Below are 22,240 nucleotides of genomic sequence, written 5' to 3'. Positions count from 1 at the left end.
TTTAGATGGACCGACTTATCGGTAGAGCATTAAACAAACTTAGAATCACATTATCCATTCTATTATTTAGCCTCTCTTGCCATGCGCAGGAGGCGGCTAAAACTTCTGTCGTTGCTACGCAGACCTATCCTACTGCTGGCGGCGGCAGTTTCATTTGGTTAACACTGGTTACGCTGGTCTTGGCTGCTGCCTTAGTGGCCTTAGTTGCTTGGTATATCAAGCGCAGTCTCCAGATTGATTTGCCTAATTCTTCGATCAAAATTTTAGCCTCGCAAAGTTTGGGGCCGCGTGAGCGAATTGTGATCGTTGAAATCGCTGGTATGCCATACGCCATTGGACATACTCCAAGTCAAATTACGATGTTGCTAGAGATGGATCCAAGCGACGTGAAGAATCTTCCTCAGTATTCTCCTGTGGGAGCTGACTTTGCTAAAAAACTGACGAATATGGTGAAAAAAGGATTGAAAGCATGACCCGCCGCAAAGGGTTTTGGCTGCTAGGCCTTTCGTTATTGCTATTGGGTTCTGGTGCGGTGCTGGCTCAATCGTTGCCGCTAGTCACTTCTGCAGCTGGAAAAGGGGGTACTAACTACGCCATTCCTGTTCAGACGGTGATTGCATTAACTGCACTGAGCTTCTTGCCAGCTGCATTGATGTTGATGACAAGCTTTACCCGCATCTTGATTGTGTTTTCATTATTGCGCCAAGCGCTTGGTTTGCAAACCATGCCACCAAATATGGTCTTGATTGGACTTTCCTTTTTCTTGACCTTGTTCATCATGAATCCGGTTTTTGAAAAGATTTATGCTGAAGCATACGTGCCTTATACCCAACAAAAAATTACATTCCAAAAAGCGGTAGAAGTTGGGGCAAAGCCGATTAAATCTTTCATGCTCAAACAAACGCGTCAAGAGGATCTCAGCTTATTCGCAAAACTCTATGACAAGCCGATCGCCGATCAAGAAGATGTGCCGATGACAGTATTGATCCCAGCCTTTGCCATATCGGAGATTAAAACTGGCTTTCTGATTGGATTTATGATCTATCTCCCCTTTATAGCCATTGACTTTGCGGTTGCCAGCATTCTGACTTCCTTGGGTATGGTGATGATTTCTCCCATGATGTTCTCCCTCCCTTTAAAGCTCGTTATTTTTGCGCTCGCGGATGGCTGGGCATTGCTTGCTGCTTCACTCATTGAAAGCTATCGAGTCTTGTGATGGATACCGGTCTTGTTATTGAACTAGCTTTTCAGGCATTGCGCATGACCTTCGTATTGGCTGGTCCTTTGCTGATTGCACTATTAATTGTTGGTTTGGTGATCGGTATTTTGCAGGCAGCCACCCAGGTAAATGAGAGCTCAGTTTCTTTTGTTCCTAAGTTGGCTGTCATTGCAGTTGTTCTTCTCGTTGCTTTCCCTGTCAGTCTGGCAATCTTTGTAGATTACGTTCGCGAAATTATTACGCGTATTCCCAGCATCCTGAACTAAGATGATTCCGATTTCCGGCGACATCATTCCACAATTTGTTGTGATTGTGATGATGATTTCTTTGCGGGTATTTGGAGTCTTAATTTCCGCCCCCATGTTTGCCTTTCGCTCGATGCCGATGCGGATGCGAATCCTACTTGCTTTGGTCATTGGTATTGCGATTGCGCCACTCATTAAGCCAGATCCGAGTCTAGTAATGGGTGAAACCATTACTTTTATTGCTGCCGCTACAGAATTGGCTATTGGTTTAGCCGCTGGCTATCTCATTCGTATCGGATTAATGGCCTTTGATGTGATCTCAGAAGTACTTTCCATGTTGTCGGGATTTAGTTTTGCGGCAACAATTGGTAGGGATCCTATTTTGTCTCCAAGCTTGGTGGGAGAGTTTCTTCAGCTGACTGCCATTGCTTTAGCTTTTGCCTTAAATATCCATTTAGTACTGCTCGATATTTTGCTAGATAGCTTTAAATTGCTGCCATTTGGTACTTGGCCATCCGCTTGGGATGCCAAGGGTTTGACACTCTTGGTGGTCAAGGCATTTGCCTTTGGTATGGTTTTCAGTATGCCAAGCATCATCGTTTATTTGATGTTCAACATGACTCAAGCCTTGCTGGGAAGAACTAGCCCTCAGCTCAATTTGTTCTCGGTGGGTTTTGCGGTTTCGGTACCGATTTCCTTCCTGCTGTTAATCATCTTTTTGCCCGATATGCCCGGTATGGTTGCCAAGGTTTTAGAGGGGCCAATGGGTCTGGTTCGAACCGGCCTAAACCCTGGGGCAAACTAGGCTGGGCAGGGGATTTGGGCAGGTATTGCCGACCTGCTTTCAGGGCGGACTGCAAAAATTGCCGTTTAGTACTAAAAGGCCTCAATAATCGGCTTTTATAGGCAGCCCTAAAATCAATAAGTTATTGATTTATATAGATAAAATAATTATTTCAGTAAATTGGCACAGCACTTGCTTTAAATAAAGTGAAGTTGGGGATTGGCCCCATCTACATGAGAGATAAAGCTGATGTTGCAAGTGCCACAATACGATCCGATCCAGTTTGGTGAAGCAGCGCTGAAATTGCGTGCTTATCGCCAAGAGCTGATCTCATCAAACTTGGTCAATGCTGACACTCCAGGGTTTAGAGCAAAAGACATCCAGTTTGGCGATGTGCTCAAGCAAACCTTGGACAACAAGCTGCCATCTGCAGGCGTCTCTTTAGCTACAACTAATGCAAGACATATTGGTGGCGTGAAATCATCCGCTATCAACACCGAATTCCGCTCTTCCGTTCAACCTGCCTTAGATGGCAACACCGTTGATCCTGACGTAGAACGATCTGAGTTTATGAAGAACTCATTTTTCACAGAAGCCACTTTGAGTTTCTTGAGCTCCAGTATTAAAACCCGTATTTCTGCGATTACAGGACAAGCACAATGAGTCTCCTAGGCGCATTTAATATCGGCTCGACTGGATTGGTTGCTCAAGCAATGCGCTTGAATATTACCGCTTCAAACGTAGCCAATGCCGAGAGCGTTGCTGGTCCTGATGGTAGAACCTATCGCGCACGCCAAGTGCTCTTTGCGCCAGTGCCAGTGGAGAACACTCAAGGTGCAGGCGTACAGGTTGTGGATATTGTTGAAAGCAAAGAACCACTCAAACAAGAATACAAACCGTTTCATCCGATGGCTGACAAGAATGGCTATGTACAAATGCCTAACGTCAATCCAGTAGAAGAAATGGTGAACATGATTTCTGCATCACGTTCTTATCAAATGAATATTGAGATGATGAATACCACGCGTCAGCTCATGTTGAAAACCCTCGATCTTGGCCGTTAATAAAGGAACTTAAGATATGGCAGCTATTTCCAATTTGAGTCAGATTAAAAAGTACGATCCGACTGCAATCACAACGACTGTGAATGATCCTACTTCTACGAAGGATATGACTCAGAACTTCTTGAAGATGTTGACTGCGCAGCTGCAGAATCAAGATCCTATGAATCCAATGGACTCTGCTGGTATGACTTCACAGTTAGCCCAGCTGAATATGGTTGACGGTATCAATAAGATGAATACCTCAATGACTAGTATGTTGAGCCAGATCCAATCGAATGACTTTGTCAATATGTCTACAACTGTTGGTAAGAAAGCCATGGCAGCTGGTAACAAGATTCTGTTCAGTGGTGAGTCTGTGAATGTAGCTGCGAAATTGGATAGTGATGCAACATCCGTTAAGGCCACGATTAAGGCTGCAGACGGAACTACGGTTGCTGAGACTGATCTTGGTGCCGGTTCACAAGGATTGTTTAAATTTATTTGGGATGGTCTTGATGGTGCAGGCAAGGTTCTGCCATCTGGTTTCTATACCCTATCGATTGCTGCTGAAACTACAGAAGGCAAAACACAAACTCCAACGGTTTATACAAGCTCACGGGTTGCAACTGTAGGTAAGAGTGGAGCTAATTTAGAGGTGACCTTGGCTGACGGAAGAACTGTTAAGCCAACAGAGATTGAGCAGTGGGTAGCGTAAGAAGCGTAACTAATTAACTTAACAAACATAACCAACTTATATACAGAATTTTCAAAGGAGCTTGAAACATGAGTAACTACACAATCGGTCTAGCAGGATTACAAAATACATCCTTAGCTATTGATAACACCAGTAATAACATCGCTAATGCGAATACTGTTGGCTACAAAGCGGGTGAGTATATCTTTGCTGATCAATACTTCAAGGCAATTGATCCATCAGACGCAAACCGTGTTGGTCAGGGCTCCCAGCGTTTAGCTGTTCGTCGTCCTTTGACATACGGCACTATGCAGAACTCACAAAATCCTTTGGATATGGCTATCGGTGGCGACGGTTGGTTCCGCGTTCTGAGCAATCCAGAAGATCCTAGCTCTTTGATGTATACACGCAACGGTCAGTTTGCTGTTGATAAAAACGGTTGGATCGTTAACCAAAATGGTATGTATTTAACTGGTTTCCAACCATCAGCAGATGGTAAGAGCGTTAGTGATGATATTCGTGGTCTTGGCACAGTTAATGGCAAGCTCCGCATGCCTCCTGACTATGCTAACGGCCAACAAACTAGCGTATCTAAGATCAGCGCTATTTTAGACTCACGTGAAAATGCTTATGTTAAGTCTGGAAACGTTGCATTTGATCCAACTCAAAATACATTCAACTCAAAGACAACACAAACAATTTTTGATTCGAATGGTACAGGCCATACATTAGAGGTCTACTATCGTCGAGTTACTGACTCAAATTTACAGATTACCTCTGAGTTAGATGGATCTGGATTTTCATATGCTCCTGGATTTAATAGAAGCCCTAATACTGCCGGAGCAGCAGCGACCGGAAAGGTATTTATTCAGGGAACTTCAGCTTTAACAGTTCAAACTAAACCTATTGCAACCCTAGCTACTGGTGACACTGGCTTCACTGGCATTACTCAGGGTGGCAGCATTACCTTTGCTAATGCGGTTGAACTGTTATCTACCGTTGAAGATGGCGCAAAAATATTTATGAATGGAATTGATACCGGCTTGACGGTTGATGGCTCATTATCTGCTGGACCACTTTCGGCGATTGATGTGGCTGGTTCGGCAACAATCAATATCCCAGCAAATGCATCACTTACCTTTTACAAGGCAGATTTATCAGTCAAAGATTCGTCAGGCAATATTCTCACCTCGGGACTCGGCAATGCAATTGATTTGACTAAAAAAGTAATTACTCTTGACGGTGGACAGGCTGTTGAAAGCATGGAAGGTCGTAGATTGTTCATTGATGGAGCCGATACAGGATTGACTGTTACCTCGACCGATCCTCTTGACGATAAAATTTATCTTAGCGGTGCTCTAGGAGATAGTTTTAACCCTGAAGGTGTTTTAACTTTCAAGCAAACTATTGATATGACACTTTTAGCTCCAGATGGAACAAAGCTTGTAGTTCAGGGAACAACTAATAAACAAAATTCGGGAACCATTTTAAATGCTGTTCAGGCTAACCTAGAGGTTTATGCGTCAATCGATGGTCGTTTTTATGATTATGCGGATAGTGCATCAACATTCTCTTCTAGACCAGGATCCGCAGACGTTGACACTGGAAATGGCTACAAGACTGTGGCAAAAATTGGTTTAGTTGCTGGTCGTAATATTGATTCATTGATAGTTGATACTGCATCTGGTAAGCCAGTCTTTAGTACATCAACAACATTAAGTACCAGAGTTAATGCTGGCTCACAGCAAAGTACAAGCATTCCATTGATCTATGAATTGGATTTGTCCGATACTCAGCTGCAAGCATCATCATTCATGGTGAACCAAAGCTACCAAAATGGTGAGCCACGCTCTGAGTTGTCAAGTGTTTCGATTGATAGCACCGGTACGATTGTTGGCGTATATGGTAACGGTCGTAAGATTGTTGCTGGTCAAATCGCTCTGACACAGTTTGATGCTGATGAGCAATTGATTCCTAGCGGTAATAATGCTTTTGCACCAAGCTATCGTTCTGGTACTGAGGGTGACAACGGTGTACGTATCGGCCGCGCTGGTGATGGCTCTTTTGGCGAAATCAAGTCAATGGCAGTAGAGGCTTCTACAGTAGATCTCTCAAATGAACTCGTTAAGTTGATGATTTTGCAACGGATGTATTCTGCAAACTCACAAAGTATCAAAGCATTTGATCAGACGCTGCAAGACACTATTCGGATGACAGGTTAATAGACAGGTTATTTGGAGAGTAAGCCATGATTGATCGTTTTGCATATACCTCGATGACTGGTGCCAAGCATGCCATGGGGCAGCTTGCCACCACCACGAATAATCTTGCGAATACCCAGACTCCTGGGTTTCGCGAGATGTTCACTGCATTTCGGTCAGTTCCGGTTAATGGGCAGGGTGCTGATACACGCGCATTCGTAGTTGATAGCACTCCTGGTAGCGATTTCACACAAGGCACTATTCAAACTACAGGCAATCCGTTTGACGTAGCCATTAAGAATGCCCAAGGCTTCTTTGCGGTACGTCGTCCAGATGGCTCTGAGGCATATACCCGTTCAGGCCGCTTTAGTGTGGACGAAAACGGTGTTTTGCGCCTTGGTAAGAATGAAGTTTTAGGTCAAGTGGACAATATTGTTCTGCCTGAGCAAGCTCGATCAATCGATATTTCTCAGGATGGCACGATTTCAACTCAGTTTGTTGGTACTACCGCTTTTGACGAAGCGAGTAAGACTCCTTTTGAAGAAATTGACAAGCTTCGTTTAGTGAACGTTGATCCAAAGCTATTGGTGCGCAGCGAAGATGGCTTGTTTAGCTATGGCGGTATAGAGCGCCCAGATACTGACCCTAATTTACGTGTTCAGCAGGGCGCAGTCGAGTTGAGCAACGTGAACCCTACAACAGCAATGGTACAAATGATTGAACAAAACAGAATGTTCGATCTCAATATGCGATTTATTCAAACTGCTGACCAGAATGCAAAATCAGCTAACACTTTAATGTCTTTATCACGCGGTTAATTTTTTTAAGAGAACACTATTATGATGCGCTCACTTTGGATTTCTAAAACAGGCTTAGATGCTCAGCAGATGAATCTTGATACGATTGCTAATAACTTAGCAAACGCATCAACCACAGCATTTAAAACACTACGCCCACAGTTTGAGGATTTGATGTATCAAACTTTGCGTGAGCCTGGTGCTTACACGCTGGGTCAAGCGACAAATCCTGATGGCTTGCAAGTAGGTGCTGGTGCAAAATTATCTGCAACTGAGCGTATTAATACTCAAGGCGCCTTATTGCTTACAGCCAATCCATTGGATGTGGCAATTAAAGGTAATGGTTATTTCCAAATTACCATGCCAGACGGCAGCTTGGCCTATACCCGTGATGGTGCATTTACTAAAGATCAAAATGGGTTAATCGTTACTCAAGCTGGTTTTACAGTTGGCAACGGTATTACCATTCCTTCTGGAAGTACCTCTTTAACTATTAGTGCTGATGGTGTTGTTCAATACACCTTAGATGATCCAACCAAGCAATATACCGCTGGTAATTTGGTCGTTGCGAACTTTATTAACCCGAATGGCTTGCTAGCTACTGGTGGCAATTTATTCTTGGAAAGCACTGCTTCAGGCACGCCAAACATTAACGTACCCGGCACCAATGGCACTGGTGTAATTGCGCAAAACAACCTTGAGCAATCAAATGTGAACGTTGCCGAGCAGTTAGTGCAAATGATTGCCGCTCAACGTTTGTATGAAATTCAGGCGCGTGCAATTACTGCTTCTGATCAGATGCTACAAAAGATTGGACAATTATGATGATTAAGAAAATTATTCTCATTCCTGTATTGATTGCGGTAGCCTATTTAACAGGTTGTGCATCTGCTGATCGTCAGCCATTGGTGAAAACGCAGACTTCTGCAAGACCAGCTGATCCCTCAGAGCGTGGTGCTAGCCCAGGCAGCTTATTCCCTGCAGCTCAAATTACGATGACTGGTGCATATCGTCCGCTATTTGAGGATCGTCGTGCCCGTTATGTTGGCGATACTTTGACAGTTTTATTGAATGAAACTACTAGTGCCAGCAAGAATTCTGGCGCAACTGCAAAACGTAAAAATGATATCGCTGGCTCGTTTGGCTTGTCCAATATTGGCCCGGGTTCTAATACCTATAACAATAAGGGAACTTTAGCCCTTGGTGGTAATGTTCAGCAAGATGGTTCAGGAACTAGTACCGCTTCTAACGCGTTCAATGGATTTATTACAGTGACTGTTCTTGAGGTTTTATCGAATGGTAATTTGGCTGTTGCTGGAGAAAAACAGGTTGCCGTTGGTTTCGAGGAAGAAATCATTCGTTTCGGCGGTATTGTTAATCCAAATAATTTAGTCAATAACACCGTGTCTTCATTGCAAGTGGCCGATGCCCGTATTGAATATCGCGGTAAAGGTGTTACTGATGATGTGCGCGAGCCAGGCTGGTTAACTCGCTTGTTCCTTAAAGCTAGTCCTTTCTGATAGATCATCATGAAAAATATACTTTTGAATCTTCCTAAACTCTTTATTGCGCTAAGCCTTGTTGTATTAGGCCATACTGCTTATATTGCTGATGCAAATGCACAGCGCATTAGAGAGATAACTGATATAGCCGGCGAGCGTCCCAACCAATTAGTTGGTTACGGTTTAGTTGTGGGCCTTGATGGTACAGGCGACTTGACTGCCCAAACTCCTTTCACAATTCAAACGATTCGTCAGATGATGTCTTCACTAGGCGTCACTATTCCTGATACCCAAGGCTATAACAATCAGACTTGGTTGCGAAATGTGGCTGCCGTGATGGTTACTGCAGAATTGCCTGCAAGTCCAAAGCCAGGCCAAAAGATTGACATCACCGTTTCCGCAATGGGTAGTTCCCGCAGTCTCAAGGGCGGCACTTTATTGATGACTCCATTGCGCGCGGCCGATGGCCAAGTGTATGCCCAAGGCCAAGGCTCTTTAGTAGTTACAGGTTATGGCTATGCCAATCTGAATGCTCGTCAAAACAATCATTTGTCTGCAGGCAGAGTGCCTGGTGGTGCATTGGTTGAGCGTGAAGTGCCAGTTGAGCAAGCCGCTGAATTTGTTCAATTGAATTTAAAGAATGCTGATTATTCATTAATGCAAAGAACGGCTGAAGCTATTGTGCGTCGTTTTGGTCAAGGTATTGTATTGCCATTGGATGCGCGTTCTATGAATGTCCGAACTCCAACTGATCCTGTGCAGCGCCTGAATTTTATGGCTGCATTACAAGAATTGCCTGTTGTAGCATTGCCTGATTCAGCTAGAGTAGTTGTTAACTCCAGAACAGGTTCTGTGGTTATGAATCAAGCGGTTCGTCTCGGTTCCTTTGCTGCGGCACATGGTAATTTGTCGGTCCGAGTTGAAACTAAAGTGGATCAATCTCGTTTGATTTTGCAACCTGCACCATTTACTGGTCAGCCTACGACTGCATCAGCGGTTGATAACATTAATATTGAGCGTGGCAGTCAAAACGCTGTGAAGTTCTCTGAGAACAGCAACTCTCTTGAGGCAGTTGTAAAGGCACTCAATTTGTTAGGCGCGACTCCGCAGGACTTAATTGCGATTTTGCAAGCCATGAAAGTATCTGGCGCATTAAAGGCTGAGCTCGAGGTTATCTAATGGCTACTGTTCTAGGGTCAACTTCAGCCTCTAAGGATTCCTCTTTATGGGATTTGGGTACGAACAATGCCGCAAATACCCAAAAGACGGATGCCATGACTACGGCCGAAAAGGTTGCTGATGCCGCTAGAGGCTTTGAAACCACCTTAGTTCGTCAGATGCTAAAAGAAGTGCATAACTCCCCATTTAACCCTAAAGAAGGGGCAAATCGGAACGGTTACCTAGAAATGGTCGATGATCAATTGGCAGCGACGATTACCAGGGGTGATGGCTTGGGCTTTGCAAAAAAGATGACTGAGCAGCTATTAAATCAGTCCCAAATCGCTAAACAAATTAACGCCAAAAACTAATGAATTAATAGAAATATCCGTAATAGAAGATGAGGCTATAGCTTATTAATATAGCTGATACTAAATACTGGGAACCTCGTGAGCATCAATAATATTTCGATTATCAATAATGCGTATTCTGCTCTGGAGATTGCCCAGGCCGGAATGACCATAACCTCTCAAAACGTGAGTGGGGCTAATGTTGAGGGATTCTCTCGCAGACGCACCAATAACGTGATTGGCTTAATGGCGCCAAATTCCCGCGATTTTGGCAGTACAGCATTTGCGGTCGAAGGCTTTACCCGTTTTGTTGATAATCTTTTAACAAAGCAGATGTTGGAGCAAAAAAGTAAGTCCAGCTATACCAATACTTTATTGCAATCTGTATCTGGCCTAGATTCTATGATGATGGATCCTTCATCATCCATTGCAGGCGCTGTTTCTAAATTTATGAATGCTGCAGGCACCCTTGCAAATGATGCATCGAGCTTAACTAATATTCAGAACTTTTCAGGTTCAGCTACACAACTTGCTAATCGTATTGGTAGCTTTAATGAGTATCTTAACGAAATCAAAAAGAGCACTCAGGTCAATATGACCGGTATCTTGAATGAGGCTAACACTCTCGCTCCAGCATTACAGCGTGTAAATCAACAAATTTTGTCTGCTTCGGCTCCTGGCAATACAACCCCTTCCGCAGATCTATTGGATGAACGCGATCGTTTAACAATGCGTTTGCAAGATCTGCTGGGTGGGTCAACAATCATTAATGAGGATGGCACCGCCACTTTCCAGATGGCTGGTGTTTCATTGGTTGATCGTAGTAGCGCAAGTCAATTTATTAATACTGATGTCGGCGTATCTGATGGCGCTGTATTTAATATCTATATCAAAGATTCACAAACAGGCCATCTGATTGGTCCTCTGTCAACACAAATTCAAGCAAATGAAAATGCTGGCAGCCAAGGACAACAGTTCATCAAGCCGAAAACCATCTTTCAGTCAGGGCAGGTCGGCGCAACATTTGAAATCCTTACTGATTTTTTACCTAAAGTTCAAAGAGAGCTCAGTGCCCTCACATTGGGAATCTTTAGGGATGTCAATTCAGTACAGACTAATGCCGATGTCTCTGGAAATGAAACTTCGATGGCTCCGATTTTTGGATTTAGGGCTTCTGGCGGAGTTACTAACACAGATATTCCTGAGGCGCTATCGGACAATACATGGGAGCAAGACCCAAATGGCCAATGGTCTCGAGGTAACGTTAGTGGAAGGCAGTTAAAGATTGAAGAAATCATGGCTGCAGCCGATCCAGGCTCCAATACCTATAACGCCGAGATTGCTGCGATAGTAAATGATCAAGTGTATGACAAGAGCTACGGTGCATCCTCATTTGTATCTATGCTTTCTTATGGACCGGAAGCAGCTTTAAACTTTACGGTGGATGCTGTTGCTGCTAATCGAATTGAGCAATTACGTAGTAAATTTAGCAACCCAATAAGTCTTATTACCAGCGATATTGCTTCAACCGTTTCTAACTGGAAGAATCTGGATAAGGTTAATCAAGTAGTAGGTAAGCAACTTGCGGATCGTCGTGAGTCTATATCTGGTATTAACTTAGACGAAGAAGCTGCTAATTTAGTGAAATTTCAGCAAATGTATGGCGCTGCTAGCAAAGTGATGCAAACAGCTAACCAGATGTTTAACATGCTGCTTAATATGCTTAGCGCATAAGGTAAAGGCCTAAATTTATGAGAATTAGCACCCAACAAATCTACGATTCAAGCGTCACTTCAATCCAGCAGCAAGCTGGTGATGTTATGAAATATCAAACTCAGATTTCATCAGGCCAAAAATATCAAAATGTATCAGATAGTCCGCAAGCAGTAGGTTATGGCATGAAGATTGATTTTGATAAAGCTCAATATGAGATGTTTTCTATTAACAATAAAAAGATGGCTGAGCGCGTTAGCAATACAGACGCTCAATTGGTGAGCATTAATGCGGCACTAGCAAAATTTAAGCAGGTGGTAGTTCAATCCACAAGTGCATTTGCTCAAGGTACCCTATCTACTACTATGTACCAACAAGCAGCATCATTACGTGACTCTATTAAATCTTTTGCACAAGCTAAGGACACTAGCGGTCAACCTTTCCTGATTAATATGGCTAATGAGAACGACTCTTTAGGTAGGGTAACTATTGATCTGAATGTTTCAGTCGAAGAAGGCGTGAGTCTGGCTGAATCAATGGGTGTATACGGAAATGGTGACCGTCTTAATAAAGAGGGAAATATTGATCCGAATGGAGAGAGAGATTCTGTCGGGGGAGCAACCAAGGATGTATTGACCATATTGGACAATATTGTTGCTAAGCTCAAAAATGGCACCCCTCCTAATGCAACTGACTCCGGTGATGTCGACGCTTCTATAATCCAGATTCGTGGTGCTCAGGTCAAAATAGGCCTAATCAATGCCCAGGTCAGCAATGCTCAGGATTCTGTTGATCTGAAAAAGCTCAATGCTGAGGAGGCGCGTTCTGCAATTTTAGATACCGATATTGCTGAGTCTTCAGCTAATCTAGGGAAGTCCCAGGCCCTTCTTCAGGCTGCCCAGTCAATTTTTGCTAAGATACAGTCATCAACCCTTTTTGACAAAATTTGATAGGTATATGGTATGAATTTAACCGTTGGTCTGCTTTTAGCACTCGGCTGTATCTTTGGCGGTTATATTGGCGTAAGTCTTCATAGCAGCGGCTGGAATTCGGATGATGCTTTAAATGCTCTCTATCACTTATGGCAGCCTTGGGAATTTATCATCATTATTGGTGCCTCATTTGGCGCAATGGTTGCATCAAATAAGGGTCGCGTTCTTAAGAAAATCGCTTCTGCCTTAAAGAAGATTTTTGCTTCTAATGCAATCAATCTTCAATCAAATCAAGATCTCTTGTGTTTGATGTTTGAGATTGTTCAAAAAATATCTCGTGGTGGTATGCGCTCGGTGGAAGAGGATATTGAAAATCCACAAGCCAGTGCTTTATTTATGCGTTACCCGACAGTTTTAGCTGATCCTCGGTTAACAAGCTTTATTTCTGAATATGCTCGCATGATGTTGGGCGGCTCGATGAACTTGGCTCAGTTTGAGAGCTTGATGCAGCAAGAAATTGAAGTATTGGAAGAAGAGCTCATGGTTCCTTCCGATGCGGTTCATACTGTTGCTGACGGCCTGCCTGCTTTCGGTATTGTTGCGGCGATTATGGGTGTTGTGATTGCTTTGCAATCGATTAACCAGCCAGATATTGGTGAAAAAATTGCATCAGCGATGGTTGGAACCTTCTTGGGTGTGTTGCTCTCTTATTCTGTTGTGAGTCCAGTAGCTAAAGTACTTGAGCATGATGCTGAAGTGGAGTTAAGACCCTACTATGCTGTTAAGGCTATCTTATTGGCCTACTTAAATAAGTTTCCCCCATTTGCTGCGGTTGAATTTGGCCGCAAGGTTCTTTTCTCTGACCAAAGACCAAGTTATGAGGCTCTGGAAACGGCAACTCGTGACATCATGCGTAGCGCCAATCGCTAAGCGGTACTAATCTATAACTTTACTTTTTATATTTTGGCAGATCAACCTCAACAACCAGAAGTCCAGTTCATAAGGCAGTCCGCCCGTCGTCACAAAAAAGATCATGGCGGACAATGGAAAATCGCGTACGCTGACTTCGTGACAGCGATGATGGTTTTCTTCTTGATTATGTGGATTGTAAGTATGATTCCACAGATTCAAAAAGATAATATTGCTGATTATTTCAAAGGCAAATCAAACGTTCAAGCAAAGGATGCCAAGACAAATAAAGAGGGTGCTGATGCTCCTAAAGGCAAGGAAGAGAAACCACCCGAAGATGTCCTTGAAGATGCCAAAAAATATGTGGAGCGCTTGAAAGAGTTACGCAAAGAGATTGAAGCTTTTATTGCTGAAAATCAAACTCTCATGAAAAATAGTAATGAGCTTCTGATTGAGGAGACGGCCGAAGGATTGACGATTACTTTGGCTGAGAATAAAAAGCCGATGTTTTTGTTGGGTGGCGCCAATTTAGAAGCAACCACTGCACAAGTATTGCAGCGCCTTGGAAAACCACTTTCTTCATCTCGTTTTCTGATTAAGGTTGAAGGACATACCGATAGCTCTGGATACCGTCCTGGCGCCCTGTACAGCAACTGGGAATTGTCTGCAGATAGGGCAAATGCAGCTCGACGTGAGTTACTCGCTGGCGGCTTATCGGAAGATAAAATTGCCGAAGTTACTGGTTATGCCGACCGCTCACTGTTTGTTAAGGACGACTCCCGCAACCCGCTCAATCGGAGAATTACCATTACCGCCTTCACTCCGAAAGAGATGATGTCGACTAAGGAAGAGGTAATCACCCCCGAACAAGCTGCTGCCGCAGATAAAGATAAGAAAAAGCTTGGCAAGGATGTCCCGCAAGCTAAAGATTCAAATGCTAAGGCTGCGACACAGCCCAAGCCTTAGTTTGTATAAGGCGACGTAATGCGCCACCTTCTTTTCTTACTTGTAGCGCTACCATCCCTGGCTTTTGCAAACAAGCCAATTTCAGACGCGCAAATTCGCACTATCATCGTTAAGGAGTCAATTGCAAATTACAAGGGCATTTGCCCTTGTCCTTATAGCACCCATCCCGATGGCACTCAGTGCGGATATCGTAGCGCATTTCACAAGGATTCTGCTGCCAAGCCTTTGTGCTATGAAATTAATGTCACCCTCAAAATGGTTGATGAGTATCGGCTTAAATTAATGCTCTTAACAGTTGATCCAAATCTTGAATTTTCTTCATCTAAAGATAAAAAGAAGTAAATTCATAGGATATTTGATCCAATGCGCTGAAAAAGGTAAGATTCAGGCATCCTAATGCGTGGAGCCAACCTTGGCAGAAGAAAACGATAAGCAAGAAGAGCGAACGCTAGAGCCCTCGGAACGGCGACTAGAGAAAGCCCGTGAAGAGGGTCAACTACCCCAATCGCGCGATTTAACAACTTTTGCACTTATTGCTGTTTTGCCAATCGCTTTCATTGCTTTTGGTCCACTGTTTATTGATCAAACGGTAAACCTTGTCAAAGATGGCCTCACCTTTGGGGCCCCAGATCAATTATTTGATCGTATTGCTAAGTGGGGGCTTGGCTCCTTTCTATGGTTTGCGGTAGTTATATTGTTGCTGGTTTTGCCGCTTTGGTTTGTCTCAGTTCTTTCACCCTTAACCCTTGTCTCATTTAAGCCTTATTTTGTTTTTAAGTTCAATGCTGCACGGCTAGATCCCGTTGCTGGAATTGGTCGAATGTTTTCGGTCAATACTTTAGTTGAGCTCCTCAAAAATATTCTTAAGGCATCGTTACTATTGGGAATTGGATTGACATACATGGTTGGCCTTTGGGGCAGCTTTAGTCTTATAGTGAACCAAGATGTCAATACTGCGTTCTCTCAGTCCTATAAACTAATTAGTTATGGGTTCTTAATTTTATTGGCACCCATGGTGCTTATTGCAGTTGCAGATGTGTTCTTCCAGTGGTTTAACTTCCAGAAACAAATGCGTATGACTCAGGAGGAGATGAAGCAAGAAATTAAAGAGTCCGAAGGCTCCCCTGAATTACGCGCCAAGATAAAACAAAAGCAACGCCAACTATCTACTTCGCGCATGATGGCGGCAATCGAAAAGGCAGATGTTGTATTGGCCAATCCAGAGCACTATTCAGTGGCAATCCGTTATGACCAAGAAAAAATGGCGGCACCCGTGGTGGTGGCTAAGGGTATGGATGCTATTGCCTTGCGTATTCAGGATAGCGCCCGTGAACACGCTGTTCCTATTGCCCGAATACCGCCTTTGGCACGCTTGATGTATGCCAAGCTGGAAATTGGTGAGCCAGTTCCGTATCAGCTATTTGAGGCTGTTGCCAAAGTGTTGGCATGGGCGTATGAGCTAAGACAGGAAAATATTGAAAAGGAATTGCCCGATATTGGGCCACTTCCAGAATTGGCTGATAGCCGAATTCAGCGCGCCACAGCCTAAATTTTAGGTAGAAGAATTAGGAGCCGTTTCGTCAATCATTTCCAAGGGGGCATTGGGATCAATCGACTCGCCTTGCGGAGCTGATGACTCACTTGGCTTTCTGCAGACTTGATTGAATAGCGCTTGCTCGAATAAGTTCGGCTCTGGAGACCGCCATTTTCCAAAAGGGCTCGCTGGAGTCAAGGGGTAACCCATAATGGCTTCTCCTTCGCCCATAGCTTCTGTCTGAAATGCATATGAAACCGTTCTGATTTGAGTGCGCAAACAGTCTGCCTCAATCTGAATCTTTTTTGACATCGTTGATCGATTACCAAGCGGAAGGGCTTTGTCATAATTTTGTAAGCCCCACACTTTAGTTCGCTGACCCATTGTTTGGACTGTTGCCGGATCATAAAAAAACCCGCGACCTTCATCTATGGCTACCCATGCAGCATGAGCCTGAAATGTCATCAGACTTAATAATGTAAGGAGGTATTTGCGCGCCATTGTAGTGATGGAATTTTTGAAAAGTTCAGTCTTAGTCGCTTCAATATACCGTATTTTATTCAATTTCCAGCAAATTCAAAGTTATTTCAATATGAGGGTAAATATAGCGTTAGAGATCTCCGTTCAGGGCTGGCTTTACTCTTTGGCTTTTTAAATTGAGATATAAAAGTGAGAGCAGGGCGTGATATTAAACAGGCAAAAGCCATTCATAGATGTAAGATCACTCAAAATTACCAAATTGTGGCGATGGCGGCATGCTGAGGGTGGGTTTGGAATAAAAATGAAGGACTGGGAAATGAAATCTTTAAGCGTAGAAGATGCAATTGTGTCTAGGATGTCCGTACGGGCATTTACCAAAGGGAGTGTTTCAAAAGAAGCCATCACCAAACTTCTCAATATTTCTGCTAGAGCGCCATCAGGCACCAATACCCAGCCATGGAAGGCATATGTAGTAGAGGGTAATGCCCTTGCAGAATTATGTGCAAAAGTCTGTGAGGCTTATGACAGCATTGCCGCCAACCCAGAATTAGAGAAAGACTATCAAGCTGGATACGACTATTACCCAACCAAGTGGTTTAGTCCCTATATTGATAGACGTCGTGAAAATGGCTGGAGCTTATATGGTCTTCTTGGGATTACCAAGGGCGATAAAGACAAAATGCATACGCAGCACCGCAAGAATTTTGAGGCTTTTGGCGCGCCTGTTTGTATCTTCTTCACGATTGATAAAGGGTTGGGTAGGGGCTCCATGCTTGACTATGGCATGTTCTTACAAAACTTCATGGTTGCCGCCAGGGGTGAGGGCTTGGATACCTGTCCTCAAGCCGCCTGGAATCATTACTCCAAAATCATCTTGCCATTTATCGGTGCAAAAGAGAATGAGATGTTGGTATGCGGTATGGCCCTGGGCTATGCTGATAAAACGGATATTGTGAATACTTTCCACACGCCTAGAGTTACTGCTGAAGAATTTACTACTTGGCTTAGGTAATTAATTTTTGATGCGAGCGCTCTTGCGAGTTCTTTCGTAAAAGTTATCGGGCTTTGACTTTACCCAAGTAATAAACTTATTCATCTCTGGGTGGCTCTTGAGAATTTCAGCAGTATTTAATTGCTGCGCTAATTCGGATTCGGTAAATAGCGCATGGATTTGTTTATGGCAAATGCGATGCAAATACTCGGTAGTCTTGCCCCCCTTCGATTTCGGTACCAGGTGGTGAGCATCTTTTTGTGATTCCGGAATTGACCTCTCACAAATTGGGCAGACGAGTCTCTCCGCCTTATTAATAGGCCGGGGCTCAAGAGAGATGAGCTTTTTACGAACTTTGCCAAGCATAGGGTCTAGTGTTGGTGCTTTTTGAGGTGAAGGGCTCCAACCAGTTTAGTAAATAAGTCTTAAACTTGCAGGGTGGCAAAATTTTCCAAAAATACTCTGACAGACTCCGATCTTTCTCGCTTAATCGAAATGGCCTGGGAGGATCGCACGCCATTCGATGCCATCGAAGGTCAGTTTGGGCTATCGGAGTCCGAAGTGATTGAGTTAATGCGTAGTCAATTAAAGCGTAGTTCCTTTAATTTATGGCGTAAGCGCGTCACTGGCAGGGCAACTAAGCATGTTGCCTTGAGAAGTAAGTTAGTTACCCGCGCGCACTGCCCAACTCAATATAAGCATAAATGAGTAAAGCAAAGCGGCTGATATTGATTTTGGGAGATCAATTAGATCTTCAGAGTGCAGCACTCCGGGATTTTAGTCTCGAGACTGATGTAATCATCATGATTGAGTCGGCTAATGAAGCCCAATATGTTTGGTCTCATAAAGCCAAAATAGCCCTGTTCTTATCTGCTATGCGGCACTTTGCTAAGGCGCTTCAAGATCTCAAGTACCCGCTCATCTATATCAAAGAGTCAAACCTATCGATTACAGATGCCTTAAGGGAGTTCATCCAAAAGAATGGGCCTCAACAACTTGTTTGTATAGAGCCTGGAGAATATCGTCTCAAAATTGCTATTGAGAAAATGGCTCAAGAGTTAGGGCTACATTTGGATATGCGGGAAGACAATCATTTTTACTGCACTCATCAAGAATTTGCTCAATGGGTAGCCAATAAAAAAGAATTGAGGCTAGAGTATTTTTATCGCCTCATGCGCAAGACCCATCGTATTTTGGTGGATGCTGATGGCAACCCAGAGGGTGGCCAATGGAATTTTGATCAAGATAATCGCAAGCCATACTCTAAGAAAGGGCCTGGCATTATTGATAAGCCACTTTCTTTTGCGCATGATGCAATTACTAAAGAGGTGCTTGATTATGTTGGCAAAACTTATGCGGAACATCCCGGGTCATTGAATGCATTTGATTGGCCCGTCACTAGAGAGCAGGCTCTAGAGGCGTTAGATTATTTTGTTGAGTATCGTCTCAGAAACTTTGGCGTTTACCAAGATGCTATGTGGACGGATACGCCTTTTGGTTGGCATTCCATCCTGTCTAGCTCTATGAATCTCAAATTGCTCAACCCTAGGGAGGTGGTAGACGCAGTACTAAGGGCTTGGAAAAAGTATTCTTTAGATCTCTCGACGGTAGAGGGCTTCATCCGGCAAATACTGGGCTGGAGGGAGTTTGTGCGTGGTATGTATTACCTAGATATGCCGCAGATGGCTAAGGATAACCATTACAAGCACATAAACAAGCTCCCGAGCTGGTACTGGAGTGGCAAGACTGATATGGCCTGCATGAAAGATGCTATTGGCCAGACACTTCAGTATGGTTACGCACACCACATACAGCGTTTAATGGTTACCGGAAACTTTGCATTGTTAGCAGAGGTACTCCCATCGGAGGTATGCGATTGGTATCTAGCGATTTATGTAGATGCCATTGAGTGGGTCGAACTCCCAAATACTGCAGGCATGGCATTGTTTGCCAATGGGGGAAGGTTTACAAGTAAGCCTTATATTGCGAGCGGTGCTTATATCAAGCGTATGAGCAACTACTGCAATGATTGCAAGTACAAGCCGGATGTACGTTTTGGGGAAAGTGCTTGTCCAGTCACAACTCTATATTGGAATTTTTTAATTAAGCATCGGGATCAATTTGAAGCGAGTCCGCGGACTAGGTTAATGACGGCAAACTTGAAAAGAATTAGCGATGAAGATCAAAAAGAAATTACGATTCATGCTAAAAAGATTCTAAATAATCTGGATGCAATCTAGGCGCCATTATGAAAGCCACCTTCAAGGGAAATAAAAGCTTCTTGCCCAGTAAGCTCTGCATAGTCTGCAAGAAGGAGATGACTTGGAGGAAGTCCTGGGCTAAGAACTGGGAATCCGTAAAGTATTGTTCGGATGCCTGTAGACGCAAAAAGCCAGATTAGGTGAGGCTGGCTCTAACCTCAGCTGAACGATCCCAAAGATTGGGGACTTGTTTAGAAGAGTATCCAGAAACAAATTTCTTGGGCTTGCCAGTTACGAGATCATAAGTATGACGCTTCACTGCGCCAATATTAGCGCCATAGACATGAATGCTGATAGACGTTTTGTCTGGAATCGCATTGCTTACCACATGAATATCGCCAATAGTTGGACTAACTGCTTCAATATCGCCCTGGCGTAAAAGAGTTTCAGGGCCATCGATCACCAATTCACCTGACCGCAGCTGCTGATAGCGCTGTCCCTTTTCCATTCCCCTGAGCATGCCAATCAGTCCCCAGACGCAGTGATCATGTACGGGTGTCTTTTGACCAGGACCCCATACAAAGCTCACCACAGAAAATCTTCCCAACGGATCTGCATGCAGTAAATACTGTTGATAAAACTCAGGGTGGGGAACGGTGCAAAATTCTGGGAGCCAGTTATCTGACTGAATGAGGGTTTTGAGTAATGCAGAGCTTTTAGAAATGAGATTGGCCTCTACGGTCTCTTGAGAAACCAAATTCGTCATGCCAATCACAAATTCCCGCAGGGGAGCGATGCTGTCTAATTGATTACTCATATTTTCATTCTCCAAAAGCCTCTATGGATATTTTAATACCCATAGAGGTGGACCGATGAGTTTGACTCAATCTTATGCAGCCAATGCTTTTTCTGGCTCCACTACTGAAGAGCGGATCAGGTAGTCAAATGCGCCTAATGCTGCTTTTGCTCCATCGCCCATAGCAATGATGATTTGTTTATAAGGTACTGTAGTGCAGTCGCCAGCAGCAAACACACCAGGCATTGAGGTTTCACCTTTGTTATCAACAATTACTTCACCATGCTTTGATAATTCAAGGGTGCCTTTGAGCCAATCCGTATTTGGCAATAAGCCAATTTGCACAAAGATACCTTCAAGCTCAAGAGTGTGCTCAGAGTTATCCGTACGGTCTTGGTAACGTAAGCCATTTACCTTGACGCCATCACCCAATACCTCTTTAGTCAAAGCGCTCTTGATGATGGTGATGTTAGGCAGACTGTTCAGTTTGGTTTGCAAAACAGCGTCAGCACGCAATTTGCTATCAAACTCAATCAAAGTGACGTGACTGACAATACCTGCTAAGTCGATGGCTGCTTCAACACCGGAGTTACCGCCACCGATCACTGCAACGCGCTTGCCTTTGAACAGGGGACCATCGCAATGCGGGCAGTAGGCTACACCCTTGTTGCGATATTCTTGTTCGCCAGGTACGTTCATCTCTCTCCAGCGTGCACCAGTACTCAAAATCACAGCTTTACTCTTGAGGACTGCACCATTGACTAATTCAACCTCAAGGCCATCAGCAGTTTTGCGCAATGCATTGGCACGTTGCAAATTCATGATGTCTACTTCATAGCTCTTGACGTGTTGCTCAAGGGCTTGAACTAATTTAGGGCCTTGGGTTTCTTGAACGGAAATGAAGTTTTCAATACCCATGGTGTCCATGACTTGACCGCCAAAGCGTTCTGCCACAATGCCAGTCCGAATACCTTTACGAGCCGCATAAATAGCAGAAGCAGAGCCAGCAGGGCCGCCACCAATGATCAACATATCAAAGGCATCTTTAGCATTGAGCTTAGCGGCATCTTTTTGTGGGCTATTGGTGTCAAGTTTGGCAACAATTTCCTCAACAGTCATGCGGCCTTGACCAAATACTTCGCCATTCATGATCACGGTAGGCACTGCCATGATTTTGTATTGATCTACTAAGCCCTGGTAGAGGGCGCCATCAATCATTTCGTGTTCGATATTAGGATTGAGAGCAGCCATCAAATTCAAGGCTTGCACTACATCTGGGCAGTTATGGCAAGACAAGGAAATGAAAGTTTGAAAATGCATCTTCCCTTCAATGCCACGAATGCGATCAATAATGTCTTGTTCTACTTTGGGTGGATAGCCACTAGATTGTAAAATCGCCAAGATGAATGAAGTCATCTCATGGCCCATTGGCAATCCAGAGAAAGCAATACGTGCAGTCTCCCCAGTCTTGCTAACGGTAAAGCTAGGAATGTTCTTAGATTGACCGTCTGTGGTTACCGTAATCTTGTCGGATAGCTCAGCCACTTCATTTAAGAGCTCGAGCATTTGCGCAGAGCTGTCACCATTATCCAAGGTAGCTGTTAAAACGATCGGGCTAGCAATTTTCTCAAAGTAAGCCTTCAATTGAGTTTTGATATTGTTGTCTAACATGATGTTTCCTTAGTAAATATTGAGTGAGTCTATTGGGCAGGATCTAGTCCTCTC

Annotated in this window: 27 protein-coding genes; 23 read left to right on the top strand and 4 right to left on the bottom strand. The window is 43.9% G+C overall.

Annotated elements, in window-relative coordinates:
- The first annotated feature begins 5 nt into the window (after positions 1-5).
- From ICN13_RS09775 to ICN13_RS09685, 19 genes are all read left to right on the top strand, one after another.
- Positions 6-473, top strand: a complete 468-nt coding sequence (locus ICN13_RS09775; RefSeq protein ID WP_216140170.1) for a flagellar biosynthetic protein FliO — start codon at positions 6-8, stop codon at positions 471-473.
- Positions 470-1,216, top strand: a complete 747-nt coding sequence (gene fliP, locus ICN13_RS09770) for a flagellar type III secretion system pore protein FliP (RefSeq protein WP_216140169.1) — start codon at positions 470-472, stop codon at positions 1,214-1,216. Before ICN13_RS09775 ends, fliP begins: the two co-directional genes overlap by 4 nt.
- A complete protein-coding gene (locus tag ICN13_RS09765; protein WP_216140168.1) occupies positions 1,216-1,485 on the top strand; it encodes a flagellar biosynthetic protein FliQ in 270 nt (89 codons plus the stop codon). The genes fliP and ICN13_RS09765 overlap by 1 nt, the downstream gene beginning before the upstream one ends.
- Before the next feature lies 1 nt (position 1,486).
- Positions 1,487-2,269, top strand: coding sequence for a flagellar biosynthetic protein FliR (locus ICN13_RS09760; RefSeq protein WP_216140167.1), 783 nt, complete (start codon positions 1,487-1,489; stop codon positions 2,267-2,269).
- A 228-nt stretch (positions 2,270-2,497) separates the two neighbouring features.
- Positions 2,498-2,911 carry a flagellar basal body rod protein FlgB gene (gene flgB / locus ICN13_RS09755; protein WP_216140166.1) on the top strand — a complete coding sequence of 138 codons (414 nt, stop codon included), beginning with the start codon at positions 2,498-2,500 and terminating at the stop codon, positions 2,909-2,911.
- Entirely contained in the window at positions 2,908-3,312 is a 405-nt protein-coding gene (gene flgC / locus ICN13_RS09750; RefSeq protein ID WP_216140165.1) for a flagellar basal body rod protein FlgC, read from the top strand. Before flgB ends, flgC begins: the two co-directional genes overlap by 4 nt.
- A gap of 16 nt (positions 3,313-3,328) precedes the next feature.
- Entirely contained in the window at positions 3,329-4,006 is a 678-nt protein-coding gene (locus ICN13_RS09745) for a flagellar hook assembly protein FlgD (RefSeq protein WP_216140164.1), read from the top strand.
- Positions 4,007-4,074: 68 nt separating this feature from the next.
- Positions 4,075-6,207 (top strand): flagellar hook-basal body complex protein, encoded by a 2,133-nt coding sequence (locus ICN13_RS09740; RefSeq protein ID WP_216140163.1) that lies wholly within the window; start codon positions 4,075-4,077, stop codon positions 6,205-6,207.
- 26 nt (positions 6,208-6,233) lie between these two features.
- Positions 6,234-7,004, top strand: coding sequence for a flagellar basal body rod protein FlgF (locus tag ICN13_RS09735; protein WP_216140162.1), 771 nt, complete (start codon positions 6,234-6,236; stop codon positions 7,002-7,004).
- Positions 7,005-7,025: 21 nt separating this feature from the next.
- Positions 7,026-7,808, top strand: coding sequence for a flagellar basal-body rod protein FlgG (flgG, locus tag ICN13_RS09730; protein WP_216140161.1), 783 nt, complete (start codon positions 7,026-7,028; stop codon positions 7,806-7,808).
- On the top strand, positions 7,808-8,503 hold the full coding sequence (locus tag ICN13_RS09725) for a flagellar basal body L-ring protein FlgH (protein ID WP_255534116.1): 696 nt from the start codon (positions 7,808-7,810) through the stop codon (positions 8,501-8,503). The genes flgG and ICN13_RS09725 overlap by 1 nt, the downstream gene beginning before the upstream one ends.
- A gap of 9 nt (positions 8,504-8,512) precedes the next feature.
- Positions 8,513-9,664: a flagellar basal body P-ring protein FlgI gene (locus ICN13_RS09720; protein WP_216140159.1), complete on the top strand. Its 1,152-nt coding sequence runs from the start codon at positions 8,513-8,515 to the stop codon at positions 9,662-9,664.
- Positions 9,664-10,014: a hypothetical protein gene (locus ICN13_RS09715; protein WP_216140158.1), complete on the top strand. Its 351-nt coding sequence runs from the start codon at positions 9,664-9,666 to the stop codon at positions 10,012-10,014. Before ICN13_RS09720 ends, ICN13_RS09715 begins: the two co-directional genes overlap by 1 nt.
- A 78-nt stretch (positions 10,015-10,092) precedes the next feature.
- Positions 10,093-11,727: a flagellar hook-associated protein FlgK gene (gene flgK, locus ICN13_RS09710; RefSeq protein ID WP_216140157.1), complete on the top strand. Its 1,635-nt coding sequence runs from the start codon at positions 10,093-10,095 to the stop codon at positions 11,725-11,727.
- A gap of 17 nt (positions 11,728-11,744) precedes the next feature.
- Entirely contained in the window at positions 11,745-12,656 is a 912-nt protein-coding gene (locus ICN13_RS09705) for a flagellin (RefSeq protein ID WP_216140156.1), read from the top strand.
- 12 nt (positions 12,657-12,668) lie between these two features.
- Complete coding sequence (gene motA, locus ICN13_RS09700; protein WP_216140155.1) at positions 12,669-13,568, top strand: flagellar motor stator protein MotA; 900 nt, start codon at positions 12,669-12,671, stop codon at positions 13,566-13,568.
- A 33-nt stretch (positions 13,569-13,601) separates the two neighbouring features.
- Positions 13,602-14,513 (top strand): flagellar motor protein MotB, encoded by a 912-nt coding sequence (locus ICN13_RS09695; RefSeq protein ID WP_216140154.1) that lies wholly within the window; start codon positions 13,602-13,604, stop codon positions 14,511-14,513.
- An 18-nt stretch (positions 14,514-14,531) separates the two neighbouring features.
- Positions 14,532-14,855 carry a hypothetical protein gene (locus ICN13_RS09690; RefSeq protein WP_216140153.1) on the top strand — a complete coding sequence of 108 codons (324 nt, stop codon included), beginning with the start codon at positions 14,532-14,534 and terminating at the stop codon, positions 14,853-14,855.
- 70 nt (positions 14,856-14,925) lie between these two features.
- Complete coding sequence (locus tag ICN13_RS09685) at positions 14,926-16,062, top strand: flagellar biosynthesis protein FlhB (RefSeq protein WP_216140152.1); 1,137 nt, start codon at positions 14,926-14,928, stop codon at positions 16,060-16,062.
- A gap of 3 nt (positions 16,063-16,065) precedes the next feature.
- Here the strand turns inward: ICN13_RS09685 and ICN13_RS09680 are convergent, their stop codons facing one another.
- A complete protein-coding gene (locus ICN13_RS09680) occupies positions 16,066-16,512 on the bottom strand; it encodes a surface-adhesin E family protein (protein WP_216140151.1) in 447 nt (148 codons plus the stop codon).
- A gap of 316 nt (positions 16,513-16,828) precedes the next feature.
- On the opposite strand from ICN13_RS09680, the gene ICN13_RS09675 reads away from it, so the two are divergent.
- Positions 16,829-17,539 carry a nitroreductase gene (locus ICN13_RS09675; protein WP_255534115.1) on the top strand — a complete coding sequence of 237 codons (711 nt, stop codon included), beginning with the start codon at positions 16,829-16,831 and terminating at the stop codon, positions 17,537-17,539.
- On the opposite strand, the gene ICN13_RS09670 is transcribed toward ICN13_RS09675, so the two are convergent.
- The gene (locus ICN13_RS09670; RefSeq protein WP_216140150.1) at positions 17,540-17,884 is read right to left on the bottom strand and encodes an HNH endonuclease; all 345 of its coding nucleotides are present in this window, start codon (positions 17,882-17,884) and stop codon (positions 17,540-17,542) included.
- A gap of 72 nt (positions 17,885-17,956) precedes the next feature.
- On the opposite strand from ICN13_RS09670, the gene ICN13_RS09665 reads away from it, so the two are divergent.
- The 3 genes from ICN13_RS09665 to ICN13_RS09655 are packed head-to-tail and all read left to right on the top strand — an operon-like array spanning position 17,957 to position 19,919.
- On the top strand, positions 17,957-18,226 hold the full coding sequence (locus ICN13_RS09665; RefSeq protein ID WP_216140149.1) for a TIGR03643 family protein: 270 nt from the start codon (positions 17,957-17,959) through the stop codon (positions 18,224-18,226).
- Complete coding sequence (locus ICN13_RS09660; protein ID WP_216140148.1) at positions 18,223-19,758, top strand: cryptochrome/photolyase family protein; 1,536 nt, start codon at positions 18,223-18,225, stop codon at positions 19,756-19,758. Before ICN13_RS09665 ends, ICN13_RS09660 begins: the two co-directional genes overlap by 4 nt.
- An 8-nt stretch (positions 19,759-19,766) precedes the next feature.
- The gene (locus tag ICN13_RS09655) at positions 19,767-19,919 is read left to right on the top strand and encodes a DUF2256 domain-containing protein (protein WP_216140147.1); all 153 of its coding nucleotides are present in this window, start codon (positions 19,767-19,769) and stop codon (positions 19,917-19,919) included.
- Here ICN13_RS09655 and ICN13_RS09650 read toward each other — a convergent pair.
- Together ICN13_RS09650 and ahpF are read right to left on the bottom strand one after the other, a co-directional pair.
- On the bottom strand, positions 19,916-20,536 hold the full coding sequence (locus tag ICN13_RS09650) for a cysteine dioxygenase (RefSeq protein WP_216140146.1): 621 nt from the start codon (positions 20,534-20,536) through the stop codon (positions 19,916-19,918). The two genes, ICN13_RS09655 and ICN13_RS09650, sit on opposite strands and share 4 nt — an antisense overlap.
- Positions 20,537-20,608: 72 nt before the next feature.
- Positions 20,609-22,186, bottom strand: a complete 1,578-nt coding sequence (gene ahpF, locus ICN13_RS09645; protein WP_216140145.1) for an alkyl hydroperoxide reductase subunit F — start codon at positions 22,184-22,186, stop codon at positions 20,609-20,611.
- Positions 22,187-22,240: the final 54 nt, after the last annotated feature.

Origin of the sequence: Polynucleobacter sp. MWH-Berg-3C6 (genome assembly GCF_018881855.1) — a bacterium.
GTDB lineage: Bacteria > Pseudomonadota > Gammaproteobacteria > Burkholderiales > Burkholderiaceae > Polynucleobacter.
The sequence above is the reverse complement of the archived record's forward strand: the minus strand, read 5'-3'. Positions and strand labels throughout refer to the sequence as shown.

Coding starts and splice junctions, on each gene's coding strand:
- ICN13_RS09775 (WP_216140170.1), top strand. CDS start 6: ATGGACCGACTTATCGGTAGAGCATTAAACAAACTTAGAATCACATTA.
- fliP (WP_216140169.1), top strand. CDS start 470: ATGACCCGCCGCAAAGGGTTTTGGCTGCTAGGCCTTTCGTTATTGCTA.
- ICN13_RS09765 (WP_216140168.1), top strand. CDS start 1,216: ATGGATACCGGTCTTGTTATTGAACTAGCTTTTCAGGCATTGCGCATG.
- ICN13_RS09760 (WP_216140167.1), top strand. CDS start 1,487: ATGATTCCGATTTCCGGCGACATCATTCCACAATTTGTTGTGATTGTG.
- flgB (WP_216140166.1), top strand. CDS start 2,498: ATGTTGCAAGTGCCACAATACGATCCGATCCAGTTTGGTGAAGCAGCG.
- flgC (WP_216140165.1), top strand. CDS start 2,908: ATGAGTCTCCTAGGCGCATTTAATATCGGCTCGACTGGATTGGTTGCT.
- ICN13_RS09745 (WP_216140164.1), top strand. CDS start 3,329: ATGGCAGCTATTTCCAATTTGAGTCAGATTAAAAAGTACGATCCGACT.
- ICN13_RS09740 (WP_216140163.1), top strand. CDS start 4,075: ATGAGTAACTACACAATCGGTCTAGCAGGATTACAAAATACATCCTTA.
- ICN13_RS09735 (WP_216140162.1), top strand. CDS start 6,234: ATGATTGATCGTTTTGCATATACCTCGATGACTGGTGCCAAGCATGCC.
- flgG (WP_216140161.1), top strand. CDS start 7,026: ATGATGCGCTCACTTTGGATTTCTAAAACAGGCTTAGATGCTCAGCAG.
- ICN13_RS09725 (WP_255534116.1), top strand. CDS start 7,808: ATGATTAAGAAAATTATTCTCATTCCTGTATTGATTGCGGTAGCCTAT.
- ICN13_RS09720 (WP_216140159.1), top strand. CDS start 8,513: ATGAAAAATATACTTTTGAATCTTCCTAAACTCTTTATTGCGCTAAGC.
- ICN13_RS09715 (WP_216140158.1), top strand. CDS start 9,664: ATGGCTACTGTTCTAGGGTCAACTTCAGCCTCTAAGGATTCCTCTTTA.
- ICN13_RS09705 (WP_216140156.1), top strand. CDS start 11,745: ATGAGAATTAGCACCCAACAAATCTACGATTCAAGCGTCACTTCAATC.
- motA (WP_216140155.1), top strand. CDS start 12,669: ATGAATTTAACCGTTGGTCTGCTTTTAGCACTCGGCTGTATCTTTGGC.
- ICN13_RS09690 (WP_216140153.1), top strand. CDS start 14,532: ATGCGCCACCTTCTTTTCTTACTTGTAGCGCTACCATCCCTGGCTTTT.
- ICN13_RS09680 (WP_216140151.1), bottom strand. CDS start 16,512: ATGACATTTCAGGCTCATGCTGCATGGGTAGCCATAGATGAAGGTCGC.
- ICN13_RS09675 (WP_255534115.1), top strand. CDS start 16,829: ATGAAGGACTGGGAAATGAAATCTTTAAGCGTAGAAGATGCAATTGTG.
- ICN13_RS09670 (WP_216140150.1), bottom strand. CDS start 17,884: ATGCTTGGCAAAGTTCGTAAAAAGCTCATCTCTCTTGAGCCCCGGCCT.
- ICN13_RS09660 (WP_216140148.1), top strand. CDS start 18,223: ATGAGTAAAGCAAAGCGGCTGATATTGATTTTGGGAGATCAATTAGAT.
- ICN13_RS09655 (WP_216140147.1), top strand. CDS start 19,767: ATGAAAGCCACCTTCAAGGGAAATAAAAGCTTCTTGCCCAGTAAGCTC.
- ICN13_RS09650 (WP_216140146.1), bottom strand. CDS start 20,536: ATGAGTAATCAATTAGACAGCATCGCTCCCCTGCGGGAATTTGTGATT.
- ahpF (WP_216140145.1), bottom strand. CDS start 22,186: ATGTTAGACAACAATATCAAAACTCAATTGAAGGCTTACTTTGAGAAA.